This window comes from Streptomyces lucensis JCM 4490 (assembly GCF_014650035.1).
GTDB lineage: Bacteria > Actinomycetota > Actinomycetes > Streptomycetales > Streptomycetaceae > Streptomyces > Streptomyces lucensis.
In genome coordinates, this window is record NZ_BMUE01000011.1 from 59,703 (window position 1) to 82,193 (window position 22,491).

Below are 22,491 nucleotides of genomic sequence, written 5' to 3' on the forward strand. Positions count from 1 at the left end.
CGGCTCCCTCCGCCTCGGGCGCGTGCGTCGGGCCCCCGGGACACACTGTTGCAAGCAGGTGCTTGCAATTGTTAGCGAGAGTGGGGCAAGGTGGAGACATGGCATCGCTGAACGTCGGCAATCTCGGTGAGTACCTGCGCGAGCAGCGGCGCAACGCCCAGCTGTCGTTGCGCCAGCTCGCCGATGCCGCCGGGGTGTCCAACCCGTACCTGAGCCAGATCGAGCGCGGGCTGCGCAAGCCCAGCGCGGAGGTGCTGCAGCAGGTCGCCAAGGCCCTGCGCATCTCCGCCGAGACGCTGTACGTCCGCGCCGGGATCCTCGACGCCGACCGGGACCGGGACGAGGTGGAGACGCGTGCCGTCATCCTCGCCGACCCCTCGCTCAACGAGCGGCAGAAGCAGGTGCTGCTCCAGATCTACGAGTCCTTCCGCAAGGAGAACGGATTCGGGGTCGGCGAGCCCCCCGCGGGCGAGGACGGTTCGGGGACGGACGGGGAGGAACCCGACGGCACCGCCGTGCGCGGCACCCGCACGGCCGACCAGGACGATGCCGGTCCGCGGCGGACGGCCGGGTGACCGGACCAGGGCGCCGGCCGCCGCACCACGGACCACACCAACCCTCAGCCGAACGCGAATCCGGGAGGACCATCACCATGGCCATCACCGACGACCTGCGCAAGACCCTCAGCGACCCGAAGCCGTTCTACTTCGCCGCCGGCACCGCCGACCTGGCGCTGCAGCAGGCCAAGAAGGTGCCGGGCCTGGTGGAGCAGCTGCGCGCCGAGGCGCCGGCCCGCATCGAGGCCGTGCGCAACACCGACCCGAAGGCCGTGCAGGAGCGGGCCGCCGCGCGGGCCAAGGAGGCGCAGGAGACCTTCCAGACCAAGGTCAACGAGTTCTTCGGCACCATCGACGTCGACCTGAAGAAGCTCGGCGACACCGCCCAGGACCTCGCCCTGCGCGGTGTCGGCGTCGCCGCCGAGTACGCCGTCAAGGCCCGTGAGGCCTACGAGCGGGTCGCCGAGCACGGCGAGCAGGCCGTGAAGACCTGGCGCGGCGAGGCCGCCGAGGAGATCGAGGACCTGGCCATCGCCGTCGAGGGCAAGCCCGAGCCCGGCGAGATCCGCACGGAGCCGAAGCCGGCCGAGGTCAGGGCGGAGCCGAAGCCGGTCGAGCCCGTCGCGGAGAAGAAGCCCGTGGACAAGAAGGCTCCGGCCCCGCGCAAGAGCACCACCGCGAAGAAGACCACCCCGCCGGCCAAGTGACCCCGCCGGGCGAGACGGAACGGGCCGGGCACCTTCGCGGTGCCCGGCCCGTTCAGTGGGTACGGTGGCTTTACTGACGACTGGACTCGGGTGGTGGGCATTGTGCTGATGACGGCATTCGGCGGCCTGATGTGGCTGATCTTCACCGCCATGCTGGCGATGGCCGTGGTGGCCTTCGTGATGGCCGCCCTGTTCCGCGAGGACGCGTACCGCGCCGCCGACAAGCAGAACAAGGGCTTCTGGCTGATCATCCTGGGCATCGCGGTCGCGGTGAACCTGCTCGTCCCGATGCTGTTCCTGCAGCTCGCGGGCCTGGTCGCGACGATCGTCTTCTTCGTGGACGTCCGCCCGGCGCTCCAGCAGGTCTCCGGCGGCCGCGGCCGCGGCTGGGGCCGCCGAGGGGGCAGCAGCAGCGACGGACCGTACGGACCGTACAACGGGGGGCGTTAGCGCCGGCCGGGTGCCGGGTGCCGGGTGCCGGGTGCCGGGTGCGGGTCCGTGGGGTCCGTTCGCGCAGTTCCCCGCGCCCCTGAGGCGGCCAAGCCGCAGTTCGCTCAGGGGCGCGGGGAACTGCGCGATCAGCCACGACGGACCCGCACCCGGCGACGACCCGACCGGATTCCCCTACACAGTCACGGCGTCCGGTCCAGCAGGACCACCGCGACGTCGTCCGTCAGCTCACCTCCGTTGAGGTCCCGCACCTCGTGCACCGCGGCGCGCAGCAGCTCCTCCCCGCGCAGCCCCTCGGAGAGCTGGCGGCGGATCATCTCCACCATGCCGTCCTGCCCGAGCCGCTCCCCGTCCGCGCCGACCCGGCCCTCGATCAGGCCGTCGGTGTAGAGCATCAGGCTCCACTCGCGGCCCAGCTCCACCTGCATCCGCGGCCAGCGGGCGCCGGGCAGCAGGCCGAGGGCCGGGCCGTTGTTGTCGTACGGCAGCAGGCTCGCGGACCGGCCGGGGCGGGCGATCAGCGGGGCCGGGTGGCCGGCCAGGCACAGGCCCGCGCGGCGGCCGTCGGGGGCGATGTCCACCGTGCACAGCGTCGCGAAGATCTCCTCGTCCGCGCGCTCGTGCTCCAGCACCTGCTGCAGCGTGCCCAGCAGCTCGTCGCCGCACAGCCCGGCCAGGGTCAGCGCCCGCCAGGCGATGCGCAGCTCCACGCCGAGCGCGGCCTCGTCCGGGCCGTGGCCGCAGACGTCACCGATCATGGCGTGCACGGTGCCGTCGGGGGTGCGGACGGCGTCGTAGAAGTCGCCGCCGAGCAGTGCCCGGGAGCGGCCGGGGCGGTAGCGGGCGGCGAACCGCAGCGAGGAGCCCTCCAGCAGCGGGGTGGGCAGCAGGCCGCGCTCCAGGCGGCGGTTCTCCTGCGCGCGCAGCCTGCCCTCGGCGAGCCGGCGCTCGGCGGTGTCGGAGCGTTTCCGCTCCACCGCGTACCGGATGGCACGGCTGAGCAGCCGGCCGTCCAGCTCGTCCCGGAACAGGTAGTCCTGGGCGCCCACGCGCACGGCCTCGGCACCGCGCTCGGCGTCGGCGGAGGCGGTCAGCGCGAGCACGGCGTGCCGCGGCGCGAGCCGCAGCACGTGCCTGAGCACGGCCAGCTCGTCGTCCGCGCCGGCGCCGCCCGGCGCCTGGAGCGCGAGGTCCAGCAGGATGCAGTGGACGTCGTCGGTCAGCAGCCGCTCGGCCTCGGTGAGGTTGCGGGCTGTGCGGACGCGGATCGGCTTGCCGGACGCGTCCAGCAGGTCGGGCACGATCGGCGAGGCGGCCGGGTCGTCCTCGATCAGCAGCAGGGTGAGAGTGGCGCCGGTGCCGCTCGTGGGCGTGGCGTCGCGGTGGGCCTCTTCCTTGAGGGGACCGCCGACTGCGCCGGCGGCCTGCGCCTGACCACTCTCCACGGCCGGGATCGCTCTCTGCCGCGGTACGGGTACGGGCATCGTCTTGGGTTCCTTCCCTCCCCCCGAGGGCACGGCGGTGTCGAGGGGTCTCGACCCACCGACGGGTGACCATAGCGGCTGCGACCGCCCCGATGGAATGGTGTGAGCCGCGTCGCTCACGCGCAGGACGCCGTCATATGCCGCGTATCGTCCCGCAGTTGGACAGGACGCCGGGGGCGAGGGGATGACGAAGCTCACGCGCGGCCCGGTCGGGCGCCGGTCGGGCGTGCGGTGGGTCACATGGCCTGCGTCACCGGGGAGATGGCCGGATGACGCCACCCGCCGGGAACTCCCGCGTCACGCCTCGGGGCCGCCGGTCGGACTCCGTGGCGGGTTGTGCGTCACGCGTCCGGGCCGCCGGTCGGACTCCGTGGCGGGCCGTGCGTCACGCCTCCGGGCCGCCGACGTGGCCCCGCGGGGGGCCGGACCTCACGCGTCCGGGCGTACGACACCCAGGATCGGCATCGTGCCGGCGCCCGCGACCGTCACCGTCCGCCCAGGACGCGGGGCGTGGATGATCGTGCCGTCGCCGACGTACATCGCGACATGGCTGGCGTCGTCGAAGTAGATGATGAGGTCGCCGGGGCGCATGTCCTTCACGTCGACGTGCCTGAGCTGCTTCCACTGCTCCTGCGAGGTGCGCGGAATGGGGTGGCCGGCCGCCGCCCAGGCCTGGGAGGTCAGGCCCGAGCAGTCGAAGGCCTTGGGCCCCTCGGCGCCCCACACGTACGGCTTGCCGAGCTGGGTGGTGGCGAACCCCACGGCCTTCCTGCCCTGCGCGGAGGCCTTGCCGTCGACGTCCTTGAGGACGCCCGTGTCCAGCCAGGCGGTCTGGGCCTTGCGGGCGGCCTCCTTCTCCAGCTCGGCGAGCCGCTCCTTCTCCTTCTTCTCCAGCCGGGACTCGAGTTTCTTCGCGGCGGAGATCTGCTGCTCGATCTTCTTCTTGGCGGCGGCCTTGGCCTTGCGGCCCGCCTCCAGCTTCTTCCACCGCGCCTCGGCGTCGTCGGCGTACTCCCGCAACTCCTTCTGGGTGCGGGTCGTCTCGCCGAGCAGCTGCTTCGTCGCCTTCTGTCCCTGCAGGATCCGGCCGGCGCCGTCCAGGACCTGTCCGGGGTCGTCGCTGAGCAGGAACTGGGCGGTGGGCGGTATGCCGCCGGTGCGGTACTGGTCCCGGGCCGCCGCTCCCGCCTGGTTCTTGAGCCTCTTCAGCTTCTGCTGCCCCGCGACGATCTTCTTCGCCAGCGCGACGATCTCGGCGGACTGCTTGTCCGCCTTCTCCTCGGCCGCGTTGTAGGCGTCGGTCGCCACGGCCGCGTCGTGGTACAGCTTGTCGAGCCGCTCGCGGACCTGCTCAAGGTCCTTACCGGGCGGGGGAGTCGCGGCGGCCGGTGAGCCGCTCGCCGTCGGGGCGGGCGTGGGTGCGGGGGCCGCGAACGCCGTGCCGGGCGCGGCGAGCGCGGTCACCGCGCAGACCACGGTCAGGGCTGCCGTCAGCAGGCCGCGCTTGGCCGTGGGCATACCTCTTCCCCCCCACCTGATTTACCGTCAGTAACTTAGGTCGTCCGAGGGATCGTGCCACGGCCGCGCGCAAAGCGACAGAGGTCGTCGGAAACCGGAATTACCCCGCCCGCCACCGAGTACGGCGATCTCCCCGCCGATGTGACGAACGACGCACGGAGATCGTTCCGTTCCGGCGACCACGAAAGGGTGATGTCAGGACCGGGGCGCCAACGCCGTCCACGCCACCGTCACTTCGCCCTGGCGCCAGCGGGACGGGGAGTCGGTCACCGGCCAGTCGGCCCTCAGGTCCCGCACCGCGCGCAGCCAGCGCTGGCGGGCGCCGTAGGAGGCGTAGGGCGCGGCCGCGGCCCAGGCTCGGTCGAAGTCGCGCAGGAAGGCGTGCACGGGCTCGCCGGGGACGTTGCGGTGGATCAGCGCCTTCGGCAGGCGTTCGGCGAGGTCGGACGGTTGGTCCAGGGAGCCGAGCCGGGTGGCGAAGGTGACGGTGCGCGGGCCCTCGGGACCGAGCGCCACCCACACGTGCCGCCGCCCGATCTCGTCGCACGTGCCCTCGACCAGCAGCCCGCCGCGCGACACGCCGGCGGCCGGGGCGAGGCGCGCGCACAGCCGCTCCCACACGGCGGCGACCTGGGCCTCGTCGTACTGCCGCAGCACGTTGGCGGCCCGGATGAGCAGCGGGCGGCCCGGGACCGGTATCTCGAAGCCGCCGTGCCGGAAGGCCAGCCCCTCCCGCTCGTACGGCCTCGCCGCCGCCACCCGCTCCGGTTCGATCTCGATGCCGACCACGCGCGTGCGGGGGGCGGCGGTCCGCAGCCGGCCGAGCAGCTCGACGGCGGTCCAGGGGGCGGCGCCGTAGCCGAGGTCGATCGCCACCGGGTCCTCGGCACGCCGCAGTTCCGCGCCGTGCACGGCCGCGATCCAGCGGTCCATGCGGCGCAGCCGGTTGGGGTTGGTCGTCCCGCGCGTCACCGTTCCCACGGGGCGGGTCGTCGCGCGGGCTGTCATGCGTACGAGGGTAGGCGGCCCGCAGGTGGGGCAGGGCGGGCCGCCCGGTGCGGGCGGAGGCCGGCGCCGGCGGGTGCGCCGTGCTCCTGACGGGGTACACGAGCCGGGGCCGGGGGATGCGCCCGGCCGGCACGACGGCGGCGGACGACCGTATCGAACCTTTGAGCGAGTGACCGTAATGATTGGGCAAAGAAGCCCGCAGGGGAATGGCGGCCGCCCTCGTCGCTGTTGATCCCCCTTGGAGGGCGCGGTGGGGGTCCTCCGGCAGGCCTGCCCGCAACAAGGAGGAACGCCAGGTGAGCCAGTACGTCAGCAGGCTCGGGCGACGCTCCCCGTCGGCCGCCCCCCGGCTCCGGCTGCACCGCAGGCCCCGCCGGATCGCCATGCTCTCCGTGCACACCTCCCCGCTCCACCAGCCCGGCACCGGCGACGCCGGCGGCATGAACGTCTACATCGTGGAGCTGGCCCAGCGGCTCGCCGCGATCAACATCGAGGTCGAGATCTTCACCCGGGCCACGGCGGGCGGCCTGCCGCCCACGGTCCAGCTGGCCCCCGGCGTCCTCGTCCGGCACGTCGACGCGGGCCCGTACGAGGGCCTCGCCAAGGAGGACCTCCCCGCACAGCTGTGCGCCTTCACACACGGCGTGATGCAGGCGTGGGCCGGCCACCGTCCCGGCCACTACGACCTCGTGCACTCCCACTACTGGCTCTCCGGCCACGTCGGCTGGCTCGCCGCCCAGCGCTGGGGCGTCCCCCTCGTGCACGCCATGCACACCATGGCCAAGGTCAAGAACGCCAACCTGGCCGACGGCGACACCCCCGAGCCCGCCGCCCGCGTCATCGGTGAGACCCAGATCGTGGCCGCCGCCGACCGGCTCATCGCCAACACGGCCGAGGAGGCCGACGAACTCGTCCGGCACTACGCGGCCGACCCCGCCGGCGTCGCCGTCGTCCACCCCGGCGTGAACCTCGACCGCTTCCGCCCCGCCGACGGCCGCGCGGCCGCCCGCGCCCGCCTCGGCCTCCCGCAGGACGCCCTGATCCCCTTGTTCGCCGGCCGCATACAGCCTCTGAAGGCCCCGGACATCCTCCTGCGCGCGGTGGCGGCCCTGCTCGACGAGCGCCCCGACCTGCGCTCGCGCATCCTCGTCCCCGTCGTCGGCGGCCCCAGCGGCAGCGGGCTCGCCAAGCCGGAAGGGCTGCAGAAACTCGCCGCCCGGCTCGGTGTCGCGGACGTCGTGCGGTTCCGGCCGCCGGTCGGCCAGGAGCAGCTCGCGGACTGGTTCCGGGCCGCGTCCGTGCTCGTCATGCCGTCCTACAGCGAGTCGTTCGGCCTGGTCGCCATAGAGGCGCAGGCCGCCGGTACCCCGGTCCTCGCGGCCTCCGTCGGCGGCCTCCCGGTGGCCGTGCGCGACGGCCACACCGGCTTCCTCGTCGACGGCCACGACCCGGCCGACTACGCGCGCGTGCTGCGCCGGTTCGCCGACGAACCGTCCCTCGCCGCGCGCATGGGCCGGGCCGCCGCCCGGCACGCCCAGTCCTTCGGCTGGGACACCGCGGCCGCCGCCACCGCCGACGTCTACACGGCCGCGACGCAGTCCCACCGCCGTCGCGTACGCTCCCACCATGGGTGATGTCGAGAAGGCCGGGCAGGTCCTGGAGGACGTCCTGAAGGACGCCGAACTGGAGTGGGAGAGCCCCGAGCCCGGCAACTACGTGGTCAGGCTGCCCGGTACCCGCAAGCTCTCCACGACGGTCTCCTTCCTGATCGGCCGCCACTCCCTCTCCCTGAACGCGTTCGTCATCCGCCACCCCGACGAGAACGAGGCGGGCGTCCATCGCTGGCTGCTTGAGCGCAACCTCAAGCTGTACGGCGTGAGTTACGGCGTCGACCGCCTCGGCGACGTCTACGTCACCGCGCGACTCCCGCTCGCCTCCGTCACCCCCGACGGCATCGACCGCCTCCTCGGCCAGGTCCTGGAAGCGGCCGACGGCGCCTTCAACACCCTGCTGGAACTGGGCTTCGCGTCCTCGATCCGCAAGGAGTACGCCTGGCGGGTCTCCCGCGGCGAGTCCACGCGCAACCTGGAGGCCTTCCAGCGCCTGATCGACCGCCCGGCGGACTGACCGCGCCGCCGGGGCCGCGCCGCCGGAGCCGCGGCGCCGCGCGGTCGCCACGGAGTTCAGCGGGCGCCGCGGTACCGGCCCGGGGTGATCCCGACCAGCTTCTTGAAGTGCCGGGTGAGATGCGCCTGGTCGTAGAAGCCGGCCACCGGGGCCACCTCGCCCGGCGGCAGTCCGTCCAGCAGCAGCCGGCGGGCCCGGCCGACCCTGCGGGATGTCAGGTACTGGTGCGGGGCGATGCCGTACGCGCCGCTGAACGCCCGCACCAGGTGGGCGGGATGGGCCAGCAGCAGCCGCGCGGCCTCCTCCAGCGAAACGCCCTCGACGACCCGTGCGTCCAGCAACTCCCGCAGCTCGCGGGCGAGAACCGGGTCCCGGTGCGGCGGGGGCGCCGTCACCCGGTGCCGCAGGTGGTCCCGCAGCCGTTCCCCGACGAGGGTCAGCCGGCTCTCCGCCTCCAGCTCGTCGCCGGGCCGGGCGAGGGCGGAGTGCAGTTGCCCGACCCGCCGCCGCAGCACCGGGTCGCGCAGGTCGGGCCCGTCCACGGCCGCCCCGATCAGCTCCTCGCCCAGGCGGCTGCTGTCCAGGTACACCACGCGCTTGCGGAAGCCGTCCGGGGTGGCGGGGGAGCCGTTGTGCGGGACGTGCGGCGGCAGCAGCGAGACGGTGTCGTGCGGGGTGCCGTGCTCGTGCCGTTCCAGGTCGTACCGGACCGCGCCGTCGTCCACGATGAGCAGCGTCCAGGCGTCGTGGACGTGCATCGGATAGGCGTACCCGGTGAAGTGGGCGTGGAAGACCTCGGTGACGCCCGGGACACGGGGGCGCCACGCGGTGACTTCCTGCCGGACGGCCATGCAAAGAACGTACAAGACCGGACCGTACGGCGATCGGCAGTCTCGTCCCATGAGCGATGGACCGATCCGATTCGACACGAAGATCGCCGTGCTGCTGCGCGAGGACCTGGAGGTCTGGCAGCGCCTGAACGTCACCGCGTTCCTGGTCAGCGGCCTGGGCACGACGGCCACCGAGGTGATCGGGGAGCCGTACGAGGACGCCGACGAGGTGCCGTACCTGCCGATGTTCCGGCAGCCGGTGCTGGTCTTCGAGGGCACGAAGGAGACCCTCGCGGCGGCGCACGCCAGGGCGCTGGCCCGCGCCCTGCCCCGGGCGGTGTTCACGGCCGACCTGTTCTCGACCGGCAACGACCGCGACAACCGCGCGGCGGTCCGCGCCGTGCCCACCGCGCAGCTGGACCTGGTGGGGCTGGCCGTGTACGGCCCGCGCGGCGGGGTGGACAAGGTGCTGAAGGGGGCGCGGATGCATCCCTGACGCGCGGACGCACCCCGGGCGCCCCTCTTCTCAGCCCATCCGGTGCCGCCACAGCCCATCCGGTTGCCGGCTCAGCCCATCCGGTTGCCGGCTCAGCCGAACATGCCGGGCACGTAGTCACCGGCCGGCTGCTGGTTGATGACGTTGACGCGGTTGTAGGCGTTGATCAGCGCGATGATGCCGATCAGGGCGCCGAGCTGCTCCTCGTCGTAGTGCTTGGCCGCGTTCGCCCAGGCCTCGTCCGTGACCCCGCCCGCCGCGTCGGCGATCCGGGTGGCCTGCTCGGCCAGCTCCAGGGCGGCACGCTCGGCCTCGGTGAACACCGTGGCCTCCCGCCAGGTCGCGACCAGGTGCAGCCGCGTGGCGCTCTCGCCGGCGGCGGTGGCGTCCTTGGTGTGCATGTCGGCGCAGAACGCGCACCCGTTGATCTGGCTGGCACGGATCTTCACGAGTTCCTGCGTGGCGGCCGGCAGCGAGGAGTCCGCGATCGCCTTCCCCGCCGCGTTGAAGTGCTTGATGAGCGAGCCGGCGACGGGATTGGCGAAGAGGTTCAGCCGAGCTTCCATGGTGTGCTCCCTGTGTGGTTGCCGCTGCTTACACCTCTGTGACGGACCGGCCCGACGGGATGTGACACGGCCGGACGTGACGCGCGTCACCCCCCCCGTGTGCGGGCCGCCCGGCCGCCTCGCCGGGTGATGCCTCAGGCGGTGCTGACCTCGGGCTCGGCGCCGGTCTTCACCGCGTCCGGGTCCGGGTCCGGGGCCGCGTCCGCGGCCGGGCGCTCCGGGGGCAGCCGGCGCATGAGCAGCGCGTAACCGGCACCGGCCACCGTGCCCACCGCCGCGCACATCGCCCAGAGCCACTGCGCTCCCAAGCGGTCGATGACCGCGCCGGACATGAGCGGTGCGATCAGGGCGGCGACGGACCAGGACAGGGTGTACACGCCCTGGTAGCGCCCGCGGCCGTGGGCCGGGGACAGGCGCACGACGAGGCCGGTCTGGATCGGGGCGTTGACGATCTCGGCGAGCGTCCACACGCACACGGTGACCATGAACACGCCCACCGAGCCGGCGAAGGCGGTGAGCCCGAAGCCGTACCCGGCCAGGAGCGAGGAGGCGACGAGCAGCGTGCGCGGGTCGCGGTGCTCGATGAACCGGGTGACGGGAATCTGCAGGGCGACGATCAGGACGCCGTTGACCGCGACGGCCAGCCCGTAGTCGGCGGGGGAGAAGCCGGCCCGGCCCATGGCCACCGGCAGTCCCACGAAGCCCTGCTGGAAGATCAGGGCGACCAGGAACGAGAGACCGACGACCGCCATGTACCGCCCGTCCCGCAGCACGGTGCCGAGACTGACCGGGTCGTCCGCCTCCCTGGCGCCGGCGGCCGCCGGCCGGGACTCGGGGATCTTCAGGAAGACGACGAGCGCGCAGGCCAGCGTCATCCCGGCCTCGATCAGGAACCCGGCGAGATAGCTGTACTCGGCGATGAACCCGGCGGCCGCGGAGGAGACGGCGAACCCCAGGTTGATGGCCCAGTAGTTGAGGGAGAAGGCGCGGACGCGGTCCTCGGGCCGGACGATGTCGGCCATCATCGCCTGCACGGCGGGCCGGGAGGCGTTGGAGGTCATGCCGACGAGGAAGGCGACCCCGGCGATGGCCACCGGGTCCGTCATGAAGCCGAGCAGCGCCACGGAGGCGGCGGTGGCGGTCTGGGCGACGAGGAGGGTCGGCCGCCTTCCCAGCCGGTCGGCCATCACGCCGCCGCCCAGCGAGGAGACGACCCCGCCGAGGCCGTGCAGCGAGGCGACGAGACCGGCGTACGAGGCCGAGTAGCCGCGCTCGACGGTCAGGTAGAGGGCCATGAAGGTGGCCACGAACGCGCCGAGCCGGTTGACGAGGGTGCTGGTCCACAGCCACCAGAACTCGCGGGGGAGCCCGGAGACGGTTTCCCGGGCGGCGCGTCTCACAGTGGCTGGTGACATCGGTGATCCCCCGCGGTGGTAAGTGGCTCGGTCGGCGACCACAACTTACAAATGCGGGCCGCCCGGACGCCACTCAATTAGCGGGGACCGTCGATCGTCGCCCTGCCGCCGCCACCGCCGAGCGTGGCGTGGTGGGCCCGCCAGCGGCGGCCACCGGGCCTGGCCGTGCGGGCCGTCGACGTACGGCGCGCCATCCCCGCCGATCCGGGCGCGCCCGCCGATCCGGGCGCGCCCGCCGATCCGGGCGCGCCCGCCGCGCCCGCCGCGCCCGCCGCGCCCGCCGCGCCCGCCGCGCCCGCCGCGCCCGCCGATCCCGGCGCGACCGGCCGGGAGGCGGTCCGGGCGGCCCGTTCGAACCGGCTCGGGAACGGGAACCTGCGCTCCAGGAAGGCGCCGATGGCCGCCTGCGCCGCCGCCCGGTCGGCCTGCGCCGTGTCCACGTCGTTGAGGCAGAAGAAGTCGACGTCCTCACCGGCCGCCAGCCGGGCCAGCCGCCGCCGCATGTCCGGGGTGCCCAACTGCACGTAGCGGAAGCGGTACTCGGCCGGTATCGCCCGGCCGGTCGCGATCGCCCAGTGGTGGTGCAGAGTGGACGCCGGCGCGACGTCCGAGGTGGAGCGGAACCGCGAGTACGAGGTCCGTTCCAGTTCCTCGATCTTCAGGTCCTCCATCTCCCGCATCACCGACAGCAGTTGCGGGTGCGGGGTGTGCAGCGACTTGTGCGTGGCCTGCCGGCCGTGGAAGCGCAGGACCACCTCGCGGGCGTTCTTGCCCGCGGAGTTCGGCGCCGGCTCCATCGGGTGCGGGTCGCCCACGCCGAGCTTCAGCGGGGACAGCGGGATGCGCGCGATGCCGTTGCCGTGGAAGAAGTGCCCCGGTCCCACGGGGCGGTTGAGGAAGACGTCGTCGTTGAAGTACAGGTAGTGGTCCGACAGACCCGGGATGTGGTGCAGCCGGCTCTCTATCGCGTGCGAGTTGAACACGGGCAGCGCGTCGTCCGGGAGGATGTCCCGGTGGTCGACCACGGTCAGGCCCTCCGCCCGCGGATCCAGCCAGGACGGCACCTGGGAGTCGGTCACCAGGTAGACGTGCCGGACGAACCCGGCGTACATCTCCAGCGAGCGCAGCGCGTACCTCAGCTCGTCGTGGCTGGTGTAGCGGGAGGCGCCGGTCTCGCGCGGGGCGATGTCGTTGTCCGACGCCTGCTGGTGGGCGCGCCGCTTCGCGGCCATCGCCGGATCGTCCCCGTCGACCCAGGTGTACACGACGTCGACGGGGAAGAGCACCTCGTCGATGCCGGGCTCGGCGAACTGGGCGAACGTCGGCACGCTGCGGTGGCCCGCCACCGCGGGCCGGCGCGCCGCCACCTGCTCCTGCGCCGCCGCGGGGACCACCTCCGACACGGCGTTGCCGCGCGGGGCGACCAGCGCCGACCCGAAGACGTCCGGCAGCCGGTTGCCGGGCACGGTCAGCCAGGAGGGGTCCGGGCCCCGGGTGTCCAGGTCCCGGCCGTGCCGCCAGAACTCGATGTCGCAGCCCGTCTCCAGAGCGCTGAGCACCTGGCCCGCGGGGCCGAGGCGCAGCACCCCGGTACGCAGCACGGCGGCCCGCCGCAGCGCCCGCGGCAGCTTCCCGTCCGCCCACAGCACCGCCGTGGTCACCACGCCGTCCGCGCCGACCGCGCCGACGTAGGCGGGGGTGCGCACGAAGCGGTGGGCGGCCCGGGCGAGCACCACCTCGCGGTACGTCTCCTCGACGCCGATCACCTGACGCGGCGTGCCGTGCCCCTGCTCGGAGGGGACCAGGAAGTACGGCACGCCGGCCGTCTCCAGCAGGGTGCACACCTGCTCCAGGTCGGCTGCGGCGGCGTCCGCGGCGGTGTAGCCGGCGACCGTGCGGCCGTACAGCCGCACCGGTCCGGCGGTGATCCGGCGCAGCCCGGGGATCGAGTCCTTGAGGCGCCGGCGGGCCCGGGCCGTGCGCAGCGACCAGAGCCCGGCCCACAGCCAGAGCCGCAGGCGCACGAGGAGGTCCCGGGCGGCCCGGGCGCCCGAGGGCGCCGCGAAGCGGTTGCGGATGTCCATGGGCTCGGCCTCGTCAGCTCTGCTTCTCGAAGGGGCTCGGGAAGGGGAAGTAGTTCTCCAGGAAGTCGTGCATCCGGACGCTGACCTGCTCCCGCTCCTCCGGCGGCACGTCGACGTCGTTGAGGCAGAAGAAGTCGAAGCGGCGGTTGCGGCGCAGGTCGTTCAGGCGCCGCTCGGCGTCCGGGCGGCTGATGTTGACGTACCGGAAGCTGAACTTGCCCGGCACGCCGCGGCCTGTCATCAGGGCGTACTGGTAGAGCAGCGGGGCCGTCATCGCGATGTCCGTCGGCGAGCGGAACCGGGACGCCGTGGTGCGGGCGATGTCCTCCGGGAACAGGTCCTCCAGCGCCCGCAGTGTCTCGCGCTGCTGCGGCAGCGGGGTGTGCATGAAGTTGTTCGTGGTCATCCGGCCGAACTTCTCCAGCAGCAGCCGGCGCACGTTCTTGCTGGCGGAGTTGGTGGCCGTCTCCTCGGCGTGCGGCTTGCCGACGCCGATCTTGAGCGGGGACACCGGGATCTTCATCAGGCCGCTGCCGAAGAAGAAGTGCTCCGGGGCGATCCGGCGGCCGACGAACACGTCGTCGTTGAAGTACAGGTAGTGGTCCGACAGGCCCGGGATGTGGTGCAGCCGTGTCTCGATCGCGTGCGAGTTGAACACCGGCAGGGCGTCCGCCGGGAAGATGTCGCGGTGGTCGACGACCGTGATGCCCGGGGCGGTGTCGTCGAGCCAGTGCGGCTTCTGGCCGTCGGTGACGATGTAGATGTGCCGGACGAAGTCGGCGTACATCGCGAGCGAGCGCAGCGAGTACTTCAGCTCGTCGTGGCTGGTGTAGCGGGAGGCGTTCGTCTCCTTGTCCAGGATCTCGGCGGTGCCGCGCTCCTGGTAGCGGGCCCGCTTGGCCCGCATCTCCGGCTCCTCGCCGTCCACCCAGGTGTAGACGACGTCCACCGGGAAGGTCACCTGGTTCACGGTCGGCAGGGTCAGCGGGGTGAAGCTCGGCAGCTCCCGCTCGCCGACGCGCACGGTGGCGGGCTTCTGCTCGGCGGCCGGCAGGACGTCCGTGACGCCGTTGTTCCGCGGGGTGATCAGGGACTCGGCGAAGACGTCGGCGGACGCCTGCGGCTGAACCTTGGCCAGTCGCCGGGGGCCGTCGGCCGACTCCAGGAGCGCTCCGCCGTCCTCCCAGAACTCGACGTCACAGGCCAGCTCCGGTCCGGCGAGCAGCTGGCCCTCCGGTCCGAGGAGGTTCTCCCCGACGCGCAGGACGGGGGCGCTGCGCAGCGGGGCCGGCAGTACGCCGTCCATGAACATCGCGGGGTGCTTGAGCGCCCCGCCGGGCAGCGGCCTGCCGATGAACACCGCCTTGCCCTCGTTCTGCGCCTCCAGCGCGGTGAGGAAGCGCTCCCGGTCGACGGCGTTCACGCCGACGACGTGCCGGATGCGGGAGGCGACCATGAAGTAGGAGATGCCCTCCTGCTCCAGCGCGGCGACGACCAGGTCCAGGTTGGAGGCGGCGGCCTCGGCGGCGGTGAAGCGTGTCACCAGCCGTCCGTACAGCTCCTGGCCGCGGACTTTCACCGGGCGCAGCACCGGGTCGGTGACCGCTGTCCTGCGACGGCGCCGCATGGTACGCAGCTGCCAGACCCGCTCGGCGGCCTTCCGCTCGACTCTCGGCCGGATGCGGCGGGCAAAGGAACGGACGGTCACGTTCGGGGCTCCTCTTCGTAAACCTCACTTCTGCGATAACCAGACCGTCGGATGTGGTGAAAGGTTGTAGAAGAATTAACCGGGGCTTGGACGAAGTGATCGCGGACACAGAGCGAGGCACGTACCGACCCACGCACCGACCCACGTACGGGCCGCCCGCGCCGACGCGGGCGGCCCGGCTCGCTGGGTGGACACGGAGGCCGCCCCCCGGGGCCCCTTAGGTAGGCTCGAAGCCATGGCCGACGCACCGTACAAGCTGATCCTCCTCCGCCACGGCGAGAGCGAGTGGAACGCGAAGAACCTGTTCACCGGCTGGGTGGACGTGAACCTGAACGAGAAGGGCGAGAAGGAGGCGGTCCGCGGCGGTGAGCTGCTCAAGGACGCCGGCCTGCTGCCCGACGTGGTCCACACGTCCCTCCAGAAGCGCGCGATCCGCACCGCCCAGCTCGCGCTGGAAGCGGCCGACCGCCACTGGATCCCGGTCCACCGCAGCTGGCGCCTGAACGAGCGCCACTACGGCGCCCTGCAGGGCAAGGACAAGGCGGCGACGCTGGCCGAGTTCGGCGAGGAGCAGTTCATGCTCTGGCGCCGCTCGTACGACACCCCGCCGCCCCCGCTCCCGGACGACTCCGAGTTCTCCCAGGCGCACGACGCCCGCTACGCGACGATCCCGCCGGAGCTGCGCCCGCGCACGGAGTGCCTGAAGGACGTCGTCATCCGCATGCTGCCGTACTGGTACGACGGCATCGTCCCCGACCTGCTCGCCGGCCGCACGGTCCTGGTGGCGGCCCACGGCAACAGCCTGCGCGCCCTGGTCAAGCACCTGGACGGCATCTCGGACGCCGACATCGCGGGCCTGAACATCCCGACGGGCATCCCCCTCGCCTACGAACTGGACGCCGACTTCAAGCCGGTCACCCCCGGCGGCAAGTACCTCGACCCCGAGGCGGCGGCAGCGGCGATCGAGGCGGTCAAGAACCAGGGCAAGAAGAAGTAAGACGGACTGATCAAGCCCCCTACCTGCGGTTTCTCCGCGAGTAGGGGGCTTGCTGCTGCCTCCGGGCCGTCTCTGGGCCGTCGCGCTCAGATGCGGTGCAGTCTCACCCGGACCGACACGACGAAGGCCAAGGGGAGGACGGCGATGGGTTCAGCACCGACCCACACGGCCAGCGCCGCCCCGCCGAGGCCGACGAGGCCCAAAGGCAGCTCACGAGGGATGAGAGCGCTCCTGGCTGGACGGCATGAGGTGCGCGTACACGCGGAGCGTCAGGCCTGGGTCCGAGTGGCCGCGGTACTCGGCGAGGGCCTTGATGTTCTCGCCGGCGTCCAGGAGCACCGAGGCCTAGAAGTGCCTCAGAGCATGCATCCCGTTCGCCCGGGACTCGACGTAGGGCTCGCCAGGAACCGCTTCATGTGCTCCCCAAGCGCATCGGCCACGGGGCCAGGAAGCGGGACGTCCCGAAGTTTGCCGCCCTTCGGCGGGGCGGGGGCGGGCCCTATCAGTGTCCGTGCTGCGGCTACCTGACGCTCGCAGAGCGCGGCCTCTACGAGATCTGCGCCGTGTGCTTCTGGGAGGACGACGGCCAGGACGATCACGACGCCGACAGGGTACGCGGCGGACCGAACGGCCGGCTGAGTCTGACTGAGGCCCGTCGCAACTTCCACGCCATGGGCGCATGCGACGAGCGGTGCACCCAGTTCGTTCGGGAGCCACTGTCACACGACAGCGGCGGTCGAGGCCGGACGCCCAGGGGTGATCGGCCGAGGCGCACGGGCGGTTGGCCGACGTTGGCAGGCCCCCGTGATCGACCTGATAAAGATGAGGCCAGACCTCAAAGCGTTCACCTGGCCCGGGTGCCGTCCTCACCGCTGGCTGGCCCCCGCCGCCTTGACTCAGCCTTGATCCATCGATCCGATTCCGAGGCGGCTGTGCTGAGGGCCTGTCCCCGGATTCACCAAAGGTGAGATCGTCCCCGATCGCGGCCGAAGAGTCGCCGGATCAGCAAGTACGTACCCACGGCAAGCAAGGTCGCCCCTATAAGGATCAAGGCCACCCCGATAGCGATCAGGAATGCCCCGATAAGGACCAGAAATGCCCCAAGCAGGACCAAGAGCGTCCCGATGATGAGGAGAAAGATCGCGAGGACGGTCACGGTTGTCTCCTGTCCTCCCTCCCGCTCTGCCTCCTTCCCTGCTCCCGGGGGAACACGCCGCCTCACGCCCACAGCACGGTTGCTGAGCGTCGCCGCACCGTCATCCAGTGCGATTCACGCCTGTTGCAAGATCGGTCTTGCTATGCCTGCGGCCCCTCGGCATCCCTCCGGCTGGACACGACATGTCGCGCGATCGTGGACAAGGCCAGCTCACGATCCTCGGCAACCACGAGCCAACCCTTGCCCAGGAGCGATTGCAGCAGTGGGCGGACCTCTTCGCCCAGTTCCTCCGCCAAGTCGTCATCCGTGAGGGAGAAGCCATCCTGTACACGGCTCGCCACGTGGAACACGACGGCTTCCTCCCCCGCGGTGATGTTGAAGTCCATGACGTGAAGGTATGCGAGCCCCATGACCGCAGCACGCCGATGGCGCCTGAAGCCGGGAATCATCGGCTGCGGCCGGATGCGCCTGCGGCTGATCCGAACGGCCTGGTCAGTCCCCACCCGCCCGTCTCGGTTTCCGTCTCATTCAGCGACGGACACCACCGTTCAGGCGGGTCCCGCACTCGACTCGTGATGAGCGCCCGGACGGGCATGAACGCAGGTGAACGCCCCGGCACGGCCCCTAGTGGACTGCCAGCAGACCTGGAAAGCGGTCGCGGCAGATGTACGGCGGTCAGAGATCATCCGGACCCCCAAGAGACCCCCTGAACTCAGCTGCCGTCGTGGCACTCGTCTTCGGCGGGGGACTGGCAGGCCCGGCACAGTTCGTGCCGCCCATAGGAAGTGATCACGCTTCCCCAGCCGTTGCACACCTCACAGTCGGCAGCCAAAGCGGCGTTGGCGCGAGGGTTGGGCTCGGGAGCGGTCATCGTTCCGTAAGCCATTGATTCTCCTGACGTCGGGACTGCTCCAGATGCACCCCTGGGCTGCACGATGCCTACTTTATTCCGTTTCATGCCCGATTGCGCCCGTTCATGCAGATTTTGTGACTGGTTTACCTGCTGTGGCAGCCGGACTCGCCCGTGGCCGAGGAATCGTCCCCTGGCGTGGCGCCGTGGTGGGGTGGCGGCCGGCACCGTCAGGGGAGTGCCGCTGTCCCTTCAAGCAGGCCTCAGGGGCGCACAGCAACGCCCCGGCTCGGGCCGTCTCTGGGCTGCGGGGATGTTCGGCATCAAAGGACTTCTGGCATCCACAGCGGACATCAACGGCGTCGGACGAAGGCGTACACCAGCACCCCTGCCTGGCCGTTGCTCCCATCGGCGGCCGCAGTCGGAAGATGCTCGGATCGAACTCCTAAAGCGGTGCTCCGAGAGCGCCGGCGCCTCGTCAGCAGCGGTCGCTAGGCTCGAGCTCGTGAGCGAAGCCGCCCAACTCATAGCGAACCACCGAGTCCACGTCGTACCCGTTGTGCTGGCCTTGGCCAATCCACCCTGGCAGCGGGACGTCTGGCTCGACCCGTCGGCGTTCGAAAACCTGGACCATGTCTTCCACACACTCTTCGACGACTTCTGCGACGCCGACGAGCCGGAGCGGTACCTCGGCGTCAGCCTTCGAAGTGACGAAGAGGTCGTCCTCATGCGAGAGCTCGGTGCCGCGCTCAACGCTGCGGCAGCCGAGGCGCCCAACGACACCGACGCGGAGCATCTCCAGTCATCTGCCTGGCCAGACGTCGTGTCCATCGCCGGGCGCCTCGCTCAAGTCATGGTCACGAACGACCTGCAAGAACTTGCCACACTGCTCGAGGACGCGGCCGTGCCAGACCCGTGCCAGATCGCGCGGGGAGCCACGGGGAACAGCGGGGAGCAGGTCGGCGGCAATTCAGGCTCCGACACGGCGTCGCCACAGGTCGGCTCGGCAACCTCTCGCGAACGCCCTTAGCTTCCCAAGCCGAGGGCTCCGGCGCCGTGGTCACGCATCGGCTGTCGCGGCTTGCTCTGGTCGACGGCATCAGCAGCGTGGCTGAGCCCGGTAAAGGTACAGCGAGCCATACGCGCGCCTGATCGGTCGGCCCACCCGCCATCGTGGCTGACTTTCGTCGGCTGAGGTTCAGACGTGGGTCCGCCGAACGCCGGTACACGCGATCAACCTCCCGCCGTCTCCGGTCAGAAACAGCATGAACGTCCAGGAGTCATCGGCAGCCCTGATCTGCGACAGGCGAACCGGCTGTTGATGCCGGCCGAGCAGCTCCACGGCGCATGCCATAGAACTACGGATCAGAAGGTTCTCGAACCGGCCGCCAAGGCGGAGGCCATGGAGCCTCCTGCACGGTCCCCAGCTCGGATATCTGCAGGCTCCGCCGAGCGCAATCATGGAACTCAGCCCGCGCAGCCCGGTAGCCACTGAATGCCTCTGCCCAAGAGGGCGGGTTGCCGGCCAGCTGCCCACGCGCAAGCCACTCAAGGTGCCAGACGCACCTGTTGAGCCTCTGCACCGCTACCGCGGTCTCGGCGTTGGCTAGGAGACTCAAGGCCTCAACTGAGGCCGCTCGCCGACCTTCTGCTGTCGCCGCCTGCTCCAGTTCCGCATCTGTCGGCTGAAGGGGTGCCGGGTGATCAACAAGACCGCGGTAGGCAGCAAGCCGCTGGTACCGAGTGGCGCACTCCTTCACGGCATGGCTGTACTCGCTGTACGCCTGGAGGAGATGGCCGTCCCAACGGGTCTCCTGCTGCCTGCGCCAACGGCTTCGCTCGGTGAGTGCCCCAACGAGGTAGGACATCAGGCCACCGACGACAACTCCCAACAGCGTCGGTAATTGTCCAACGATCCCACTCACATTGCCCCCAGCCCTGTGACGTCTCAGGGATACATACCCCCTGGAACTACCACTGCCAGGCCTGGGCCCGAATCCAACTTGGCCGTTCACCGATGGACGGCGTGTGCGCACCACAAGCGCAGTCGTCGTCACGGGCCGGTCGTCGCGGCTTGCGGTGGTCGACGACAAACCCGATGGCGTGGTTGATGCCGTGGGGGAGAAGCGAGGCACACACGTGCCTGTTAAGTCGGCGCACCCGCCGTCGTGGCCGGCTGTCGTCGGCAGTCCTAGAGCTCCGAACTCCAGCGCGCTCGCAGTGATGCACCACCGGCCAGGCTGTCGTCGAGGAACCCAGACAACTCGTGGAGAGCGTCCAGCACGCGTTGGAGGTTGAGGCGACGCTCGCCTTGTGCGATGGCGAGATGGAACCAGATGAGAGGGTCTGCCCACACCCTCCGATCCGGTTGCGAGAGGAGTTCGCAGAATTCTCTGTAACTCCGGAGCCGTCCTTCAGGTTCGAGGATGACGTCAGTGCCGATGCTGGACTGTGTCGCGTAGTAGACGTCACAGGCGGCGAAGGCTACCTGGACCTTCAGTATCAGGGCGGTCAGTTTCGTGTCGTCCTGCCCAGGCAAGCGAAGGAACGGTATGTCGAGTCGTGTACGCGTCATCTGGGCGAAGAGGCATGCAACCATCCAGACACTGGAGACCAGCGCGACGCCCCTCCCGGCGAACCAGGCGGGATCTTTGTCATCGATCTCACCGGGTTCGTTGAGCACCTGAGCGGGTTGGTAGCAGTCATGCCGATCGACGGAGGTCGCGTAGAGGGAAAGCCGGTGGTGCGCCTCAGCAGCGTGCCATCTGAGGGGGTTGAGGTACGACGTGTTGTGGGCCTCGCGTTGAGTGCGCCTGTTGTCTCGCCGTTGCTGTTGGCTGGTCATCCATACGAGACTCGTTGAGATAACGCCCGAGGTTAAGGCCGATACCAGCGTTACCAAGAGAGTATTCACGCAGCTGTCTCCTTCGCACGGCCCATGTAGCGAAGAGCCTCCTGGAAGCGTCTGCCGAGACGGCAGCGGCAGCGTGGCTGAGTCCGGTGGGGGTACAGCGAGGCCCCGGATGCCGGCCCGTGGTGGCGTGCGCGGGTGTCTTCAGTGGCTGCGTTCACGAGAACGGACATCAGATGTCCACCACTTCGAGAGGCATCCGGGAATCTCCCCCGGCAGGCGCCTCTACCAAGATCCACCAGCCCTTGCCGCCGCTCATCCCGGCTGCCTCTGGTTGACTGTCGGCAGCGCCGTGAAGGCTGTCGGCCGAGCGGGGAAGCGGTAGCCACCACGGTGGAGTTGATCTCGCTCGGCGGACCCGACGGCGAATCTGCGCTTGTCGCCCAGAACAACGTTCACCCTGGTAACGGTCGCAGATTCAGCCCTGAAAGTCAGCAGCGGACTCGACCAGCCGCCAGACGGAGTGCCTCCCGAAGTGGTGGACATCCGCGCCCCGTTCTCGTGGACCCAGCCACTTCAGGACTCGCCGCAGGCGTGACGTAGACGCTGAAGGTTCGCCTCGTGCTCATCGATCCAGTCAGCCGTCGGCTCGAGTCCCAGAGCCACCGTCAACCTGTCCGGGTCGTGGACCGAGATGGAGAGCCAGCCGGTCTCGTGCGGGTGGAAGTACAGCTCCAGGCCTCGGCTGCCGTGCGGCCAGCTGGCGTCTCGACCAGCGCTGAGGCCTCTGAGCGCTTCCTCCCACTCGTCGAGATGATCAAGCCAGATGTTGGTCTGCAAGCGGGCGTCCACGAAGTCCGTGGTCACCAGGCACTCGGCTCGCACCTGGGCGCGTCGAGCCTCGTGGCGCTCAATCGTGCGCAGGACGAGGGAGACGTTTCGCCCGTCGGACAGATGTATCAAGTCAACGGGGACCCATTCGTCCACTCGCACTCCCCTTCGCCGGTCGTGTGTACAGAGCTCGTGTGCACGATACGACCTCGAACGCCCCGCCCACGGCGTAGTGATCGACTCACGCGGTCCGCGGCGACCGTCTCGGGTCTCGTCCGGAACCTGAGTATCAGCATCAATGTCAGTGCCCCCTCCTAAGGTGGCCAGCGATCTTGCGGATGTCACACCGGGAGGAGCGGAACGATGGGCGCCAGTGGATGGGAGTACGTCACCCCGTACGAAGGGACCGTCGAGAAGTCCCTGGAGGTCCTGCACGCGCGGGTCTTCCAAGAGCTCTACGGCGACGACGCCACCTACCGGAATCTCGAGGAGCTGTGGCAGGACGAGGAGTTCATGGGCGAGGAGGGGACCCACTCGATCCTGGACATCGATCGCGTCGTCCACACACCCGCCGCTCCCTCGAGCCACAACGTCGCGGACTACGGGACGCTGCGCCCGCTGGCACATGAGCGCGTCGTGCACCATTTCGGCACCGATCGCCCAACGCCCGCCCGGTTCGAGGAGGTTCTCGCCCAAGCCCAGACAGCCATCGGGACCCCGTTCGACCGTCCGGAAACGCTCCTTGACGAGTGCCGCATGCGGTGGACCGGGGTGTACGTCGTGCTCTACACCGGCGATGAGCCCACCCACTTGGGGATCTTCGGGTTCTCCGGCGACTGAGCCGTGCCCGGGGAGG

Annotated in this window: 23 protein-coding genes and 1 pseudogene; 10 read left to right on the top strand and 14 right to left on the bottom strand. The window is 70.7% G+C overall.

The features are described from left to right. Positions 1–98: 98 nt before the first annotated feature. From IE177_RS23670 to IE177_RS23680, 3 genes are all read left to right on the top strand, one after another. Positions 99–575 (top strand): helix-turn-helix domain-containing protein, encoded by a 477-nt coding sequence (locus IE177_RS23670; protein ID WP_190017417.1) that lies wholly within the window; start codon positions 99–101, stop codon positions 573–575. Between the two features lie 77 nt (positions 576–652). Then, positions 653–1,264, top strand: coding sequence for a prolipoprotein diacylglyceryl transferase (locus IE177_RS23675; RefSeq protein ID WP_190017418.1), 612 nt, complete (start codon positions 653–655; stop codon positions 1,262–1,264). Positions 1,265–1,366: 102 nt separating this feature from the next. Continuing rightward, positions 1,367–1,714: a DUF2516 family protein gene (locus IE177_RS23680; RefSeq protein ID WP_190017585.1), complete on the top strand. Its 348-nt coding sequence runs from the start codon at positions 1,367–1,369 to the stop codon at positions 1,712–1,714. 182 nt (positions 1,715–1,896) lie between these two features. On the opposite strand, the gene IE177_RS23685 is transcribed toward IE177_RS23680, so the two are convergent. The 3 genes from IE177_RS23685 to IE177_RS23695 all read right to left on the bottom strand — a co-directional run bounded on the left by IE177_RS23685 (position 1,897) and on the right by IE177_RS23695 (position 5,724). Continuing rightward, positions 1,897–3,198 carry a PP2C family protein-serine/threonine phosphatase gene (locus tag IE177_RS23685; RefSeq protein WP_190017419.1) on the bottom strand — a complete coding sequence of 434 codons (1,302 nt, stop codon included), beginning with the start codon at positions 3,196–3,198 and terminating at the stop codon, positions 1,897–1,899. Between the two features lie 429 nt (positions 3,199–3,627). Beyond that, a complete protein-coding gene (locus tag IE177_RS23690; RefSeq protein ID WP_190017420.1) occupies positions 3,628–4,716 on the bottom strand; it encodes a C40 family peptidase in 1,089 nt (362 codons plus the stop codon). Between the two features lie 195 nt (positions 4,717–4,911). Beyond that, positions 4,912–5,724, bottom strand: coding sequence for a class I SAM-dependent methyltransferase (locus IE177_RS23695; protein WP_190017421.1), 813 nt, complete (start codon positions 5,722–5,724; stop codon positions 4,912–4,914). A gap of 296 nt (positions 5,725–6,020) precedes the next feature. Here IE177_RS23695 and mshA point away from each other — a divergent pair, with 296 nt between their 5' ends. Together mshA and IE177_RS23705 are read left to right on the top strand one after the other, a co-directional pair. Next, positions 6,021–7,358 (top strand): D-inositol-3-phosphate glycosyltransferase, encoded by a 1,338-nt coding sequence (mshA, locus tag IE177_RS23700; RefSeq protein ID WP_190017422.1) that lies wholly within the window; start codon positions 6,021–6,023, stop codon positions 7,356–7,358. After that, a complete protein-coding gene (locus IE177_RS23705) occupies positions 7,351–7,851 on the top strand; it encodes a type III secretion system chaperone family protein (RefSeq protein WP_190017423.1) in 501 nt (166 codons plus the stop codon). The genes mshA and IE177_RS23705 overlap by 8 nt, the downstream gene beginning before the upstream one ends. Before the next feature lie 56 nt (positions 7,852–7,907). Here IE177_RS23705 and IE177_RS23710 read toward each other — a convergent pair whose 3' ends face one another. Next, positions 7,908–8,702, bottom strand: coding sequence for an AraC family transcriptional regulator (locus IE177_RS23710; protein ID WP_190017424.1), 795 nt, complete (start codon positions 8,700–8,702; stop codon positions 7,908–7,910). Between IE177_RS23710 and IE177_RS23715 the strand changes: the two genes are divergently transcribed. Then, a complete protein-coding gene (locus tag IE177_RS23715) occupies positions 8,701–9,177 on the top strand; it encodes a DUF2000 family protein (RefSeq protein WP_190017425.1) in 477 nt (158 codons plus the stop codon). The genes IE177_RS23710 and IE177_RS23715 overlap by 2 nt on opposite strands. A 92-nt stretch (positions 9,178–9,269) precedes the next feature. On the opposite strand, the gene IE177_RS23720 is transcribed toward IE177_RS23715, so the two are convergent. From IE177_RS23720 to IE177_RS23735, 4 genes are all read right to left on the bottom strand, one after another. After that, complete coding sequence (locus IE177_RS23720) at positions 9,270–9,743, bottom strand: carboxymuconolactone decarboxylase family protein (protein ID WP_190017426.1); 474 nt, start codon at positions 9,741–9,743, stop codon at positions 9,270–9,272. 134 nt (positions 9,744–9,877) lie between these two features. Further along, complete coding sequence (locus IE177_RS23725) at positions 9,878–11,158, bottom strand: MDR family MFS transporter (protein WP_190017427.1); 1,281 nt, start codon at positions 11,156–11,158, stop codon at positions 9,878–9,880. Positions 11,159–11,235: 77 nt separating this feature from the next. Continuing rightward, positions 11,236–13,242: a stealth family protein gene (locus IE177_RS35495; RefSeq protein WP_190017428.1), complete on the bottom strand. Its 2,007-nt coding sequence runs from the start codon at positions 13,240–13,242 to the stop codon at positions 11,236–11,238. Between the two features lie 13 nt (positions 13,243–13,255). Then, complete coding sequence (locus IE177_RS23735) at positions 13,256–14,950, bottom strand: stealth family protein (RefSeq protein ID WP_190017429.1); 1,695 nt, start codon at positions 14,948–14,950, stop codon at positions 13,256–13,258. Between the two features lie 235 nt (positions 14,951–15,185). On the opposite strand from IE177_RS23735, the gene IE177_RS23740 reads away from it, so the two are divergent. Then, the gene (locus IE177_RS23740) at positions 15,186–15,947 is read left to right on the top strand and encodes a phosphoglyceromutase (protein ID WP_190017430.1); all 762 of its coding nucleotides are present in this window, start codon (positions 15,186–15,188) and stop codon (positions 15,945–15,947) included. Positions 15,948–16,157: 210 nt separating this feature from the next. Here the strand turns inward: IE177_RS23740 and IE177_RS23745 are convergent. Continuing rightward, positions 16,158–16,435: pseudogene (locus IE177_RS23745) on the bottom strand (site-specific integrase); the annotation flags it as partial. Between IE177_RS23745 and IE177_RS35205 the strand changes: the two are divergent. After that, positions 16,364–16,915 carry a CPCC family cysteine-rich protein gene (locus tag IE177_RS35205; protein WP_229816250.1) on the top strand — a complete coding sequence of 184 codons (552 nt, stop codon included), beginning with the start codon at positions 16,364–16,366 and terminating at the stop codon, positions 16,913–16,915. The pseudogene IE177_RS23745 and the gene IE177_RS35205 overlap by 72 nt on opposite strands. On the opposite strand, the gene IE177_RS23755 is transcribed toward IE177_RS35205, so the two are convergent. From IE177_RS23755 to IE177_RS23765, 3 genes are all read right to left on the bottom strand, one after another. Next, a complete protein-coding gene (locus IE177_RS23755) occupies positions 16,903–17,103 on the bottom strand; it encodes a hypothetical protein (RefSeq protein WP_190017431.1) in 201 nt (66 codons plus the stop codon). The genes IE177_RS35205 and IE177_RS23755 overlap by 13 nt on opposite strands. A gap of 140 nt (positions 17,104–17,243) precedes the next feature. Next, complete coding sequence (locus tag IE177_RS23760) at positions 17,244–17,489, bottom strand: hypothetical protein (protein ID WP_190017432.1); 246 nt, start codon at positions 17,487–17,489, stop codon at positions 17,244–17,246. Positions 17,490–17,815: 326 nt separating this feature from the next. After that, the gene (locus IE177_RS23765; protein WP_190017433.1) at positions 17,816–17,989 is read right to left on the bottom strand and encodes a hypothetical protein; all 174 of its coding nucleotides are present in this window, start codon (positions 17,987–17,989) and stop codon (positions 17,816–17,818) included. A gap of 469 nt (positions 17,990–18,458) precedes the next feature. Between IE177_RS23765 and IE177_RS23770 the strand changes: the two genes are divergently transcribed. After that, complete coding sequence (locus IE177_RS23770; RefSeq protein WP_229816235.1) at positions 18,459–18,983, top strand: SCO4402 family protein; 525 nt, start codon at positions 18,459–18,461, stop codon at positions 18,981–18,983. Positions 18,984–20,144: 1,161 nt separating this feature from the next. Here IE177_RS23770 and IE177_RS23775 read toward each other — a convergent pair. Both IE177_RS23775 and IE177_RS23780 read right to left on the bottom strand, forming a co-directional pair. After that, positions 20,145–20,867 carry a hypothetical protein gene (locus tag IE177_RS23775; protein WP_190017434.1) on the bottom strand — a complete coding sequence of 241 codons (723 nt, stop codon included), beginning with the start codon at positions 20,865–20,867 and terminating at the stop codon, positions 20,145–20,147. A 513-nt stretch (positions 20,868–21,380) separates the two neighbouring features. Next, a complete protein-coding gene (locus IE177_RS23780; RefSeq protein ID WP_190017435.1) occupies positions 21,381–21,791 on the bottom strand; it encodes a DUF5959 family protein in 411 nt (136 codons plus the stop codon). A gap of 207 nt (positions 21,792–21,998) precedes the next feature. Here IE177_RS23780 and IE177_RS23785 point away from each other — a divergent pair, with 207 nt between their 5' ends. Further along, positions 21,999–22,475, top strand: a complete 477-nt coding sequence (locus IE177_RS23785; protein ID WP_190017436.1) for a hypothetical protein — start codon at positions 21,999–22,001, stop codon at positions 22,473–22,475. Positions 22,476–22,491 lie beyond the last annotated feature (16 nt).

Excerpts from the sequence above, each read along its gene's own strand:
- IE177_RS23690 (WP_190017420.1), bottom strand. The coding sequence starts at position 4,716 with ATGCCCACGGCCAAGCGCGGCCTGCTGACGGCAGCCCTGACCGTGGTC.
- IE177_RS23760 (WP_190017432.1), bottom strand. The coding sequence starts at position 17,489 with ATGGACTTCAACATCACCGCGGGGGAGGAAGCCGTCGTGTTCCACGTG.
- IE177_RS35495 (WP_190017428.1), bottom strand. The coding sequence starts at position 13,242 with ATGGACATCCGCAACCGCTTCGCGGCGCCCTCGGGCGCCCGGGCCGCC.
- IE177_RS23705 (WP_190017423.1), top strand. The coding sequence starts at position 7,351 with ATGGGTGATGTCGAGAAGGCCGGGCAGGTCCTGGAGGACGTCCTGAAG.
- IE177_RS23670 (WP_190017417.1), top strand. The coding sequence starts at position 99 with ATGGCATCGCTGAACGTCGGCAATCTCGGTGAGTACCTGCGCGAGCAG.
- IE177_RS23695 (WP_190017421.1), bottom strand. The coding sequence starts at position 5,724 with ATGACAGCCCGCGCGACGACCCGCCCCGTGGGAACGGTGACGCGCGGG.
- IE177_RS23675 (WP_190017418.1), top strand. The coding sequence starts at position 653 with ATGGCCATCACCGACGACCTGCGCAAGACCCTCAGCGACCCGAAGCCG.
- IE177_RS23710 (WP_190017424.1), bottom strand. The coding sequence starts at position 8,702 with ATGGCCGTCCGGCAGGAAGTCACCGCGTGGCGCCCCCGTGTCCCGGGC.
- IE177_RS23785 (WP_190017436.1), top strand. The coding sequence starts at position 21,999 with ATGGGCGCCAGTGGATGGGAGTACGTCACCCCGTACGAAGGGACCGTC.
- IE177_RS23740 (WP_190017430.1), top strand. The coding sequence starts at position 15,186 with ATGGCCGACGCACCGTACAAGCTGATCCTCCTCCGCCACGGCGAGAGC.
- IE177_RS23715 (WP_190017425.1), top strand. The coding sequence starts at position 8,701 with ATGCAAAGAACGTACAAGACCGGACCGTACGGCGATCGGCAGTCTCGT.
- IE177_RS23720 (WP_190017426.1), bottom strand. The coding sequence starts at position 9,743 with ATGGAAGCTCGGCTGAACCTCTTCGCCAATCCCGTCGCCGGCTCGCTC.
- IE177_RS23725 (WP_190017427.1), bottom strand. The coding sequence starts at position 11,158 with ATGTCACCAGCCACTGTGAGACGCGCCGCCCGGGAAACCGTCTCCGGG.
- IE177_RS23765 (WP_190017433.1), bottom strand. The coding sequence starts at position 17,989 with ATGGCTTACGGAACGATGACCGCTCCCGAGCCCAACCCTCGCGCCAAC.
- IE177_RS23685 (WP_190017419.1), bottom strand. The coding sequence starts at position 3,198 with ATGCCCGTACCCGTACCGCGGCAGAGAGCGATCCCGGCCGTGGAGAGT.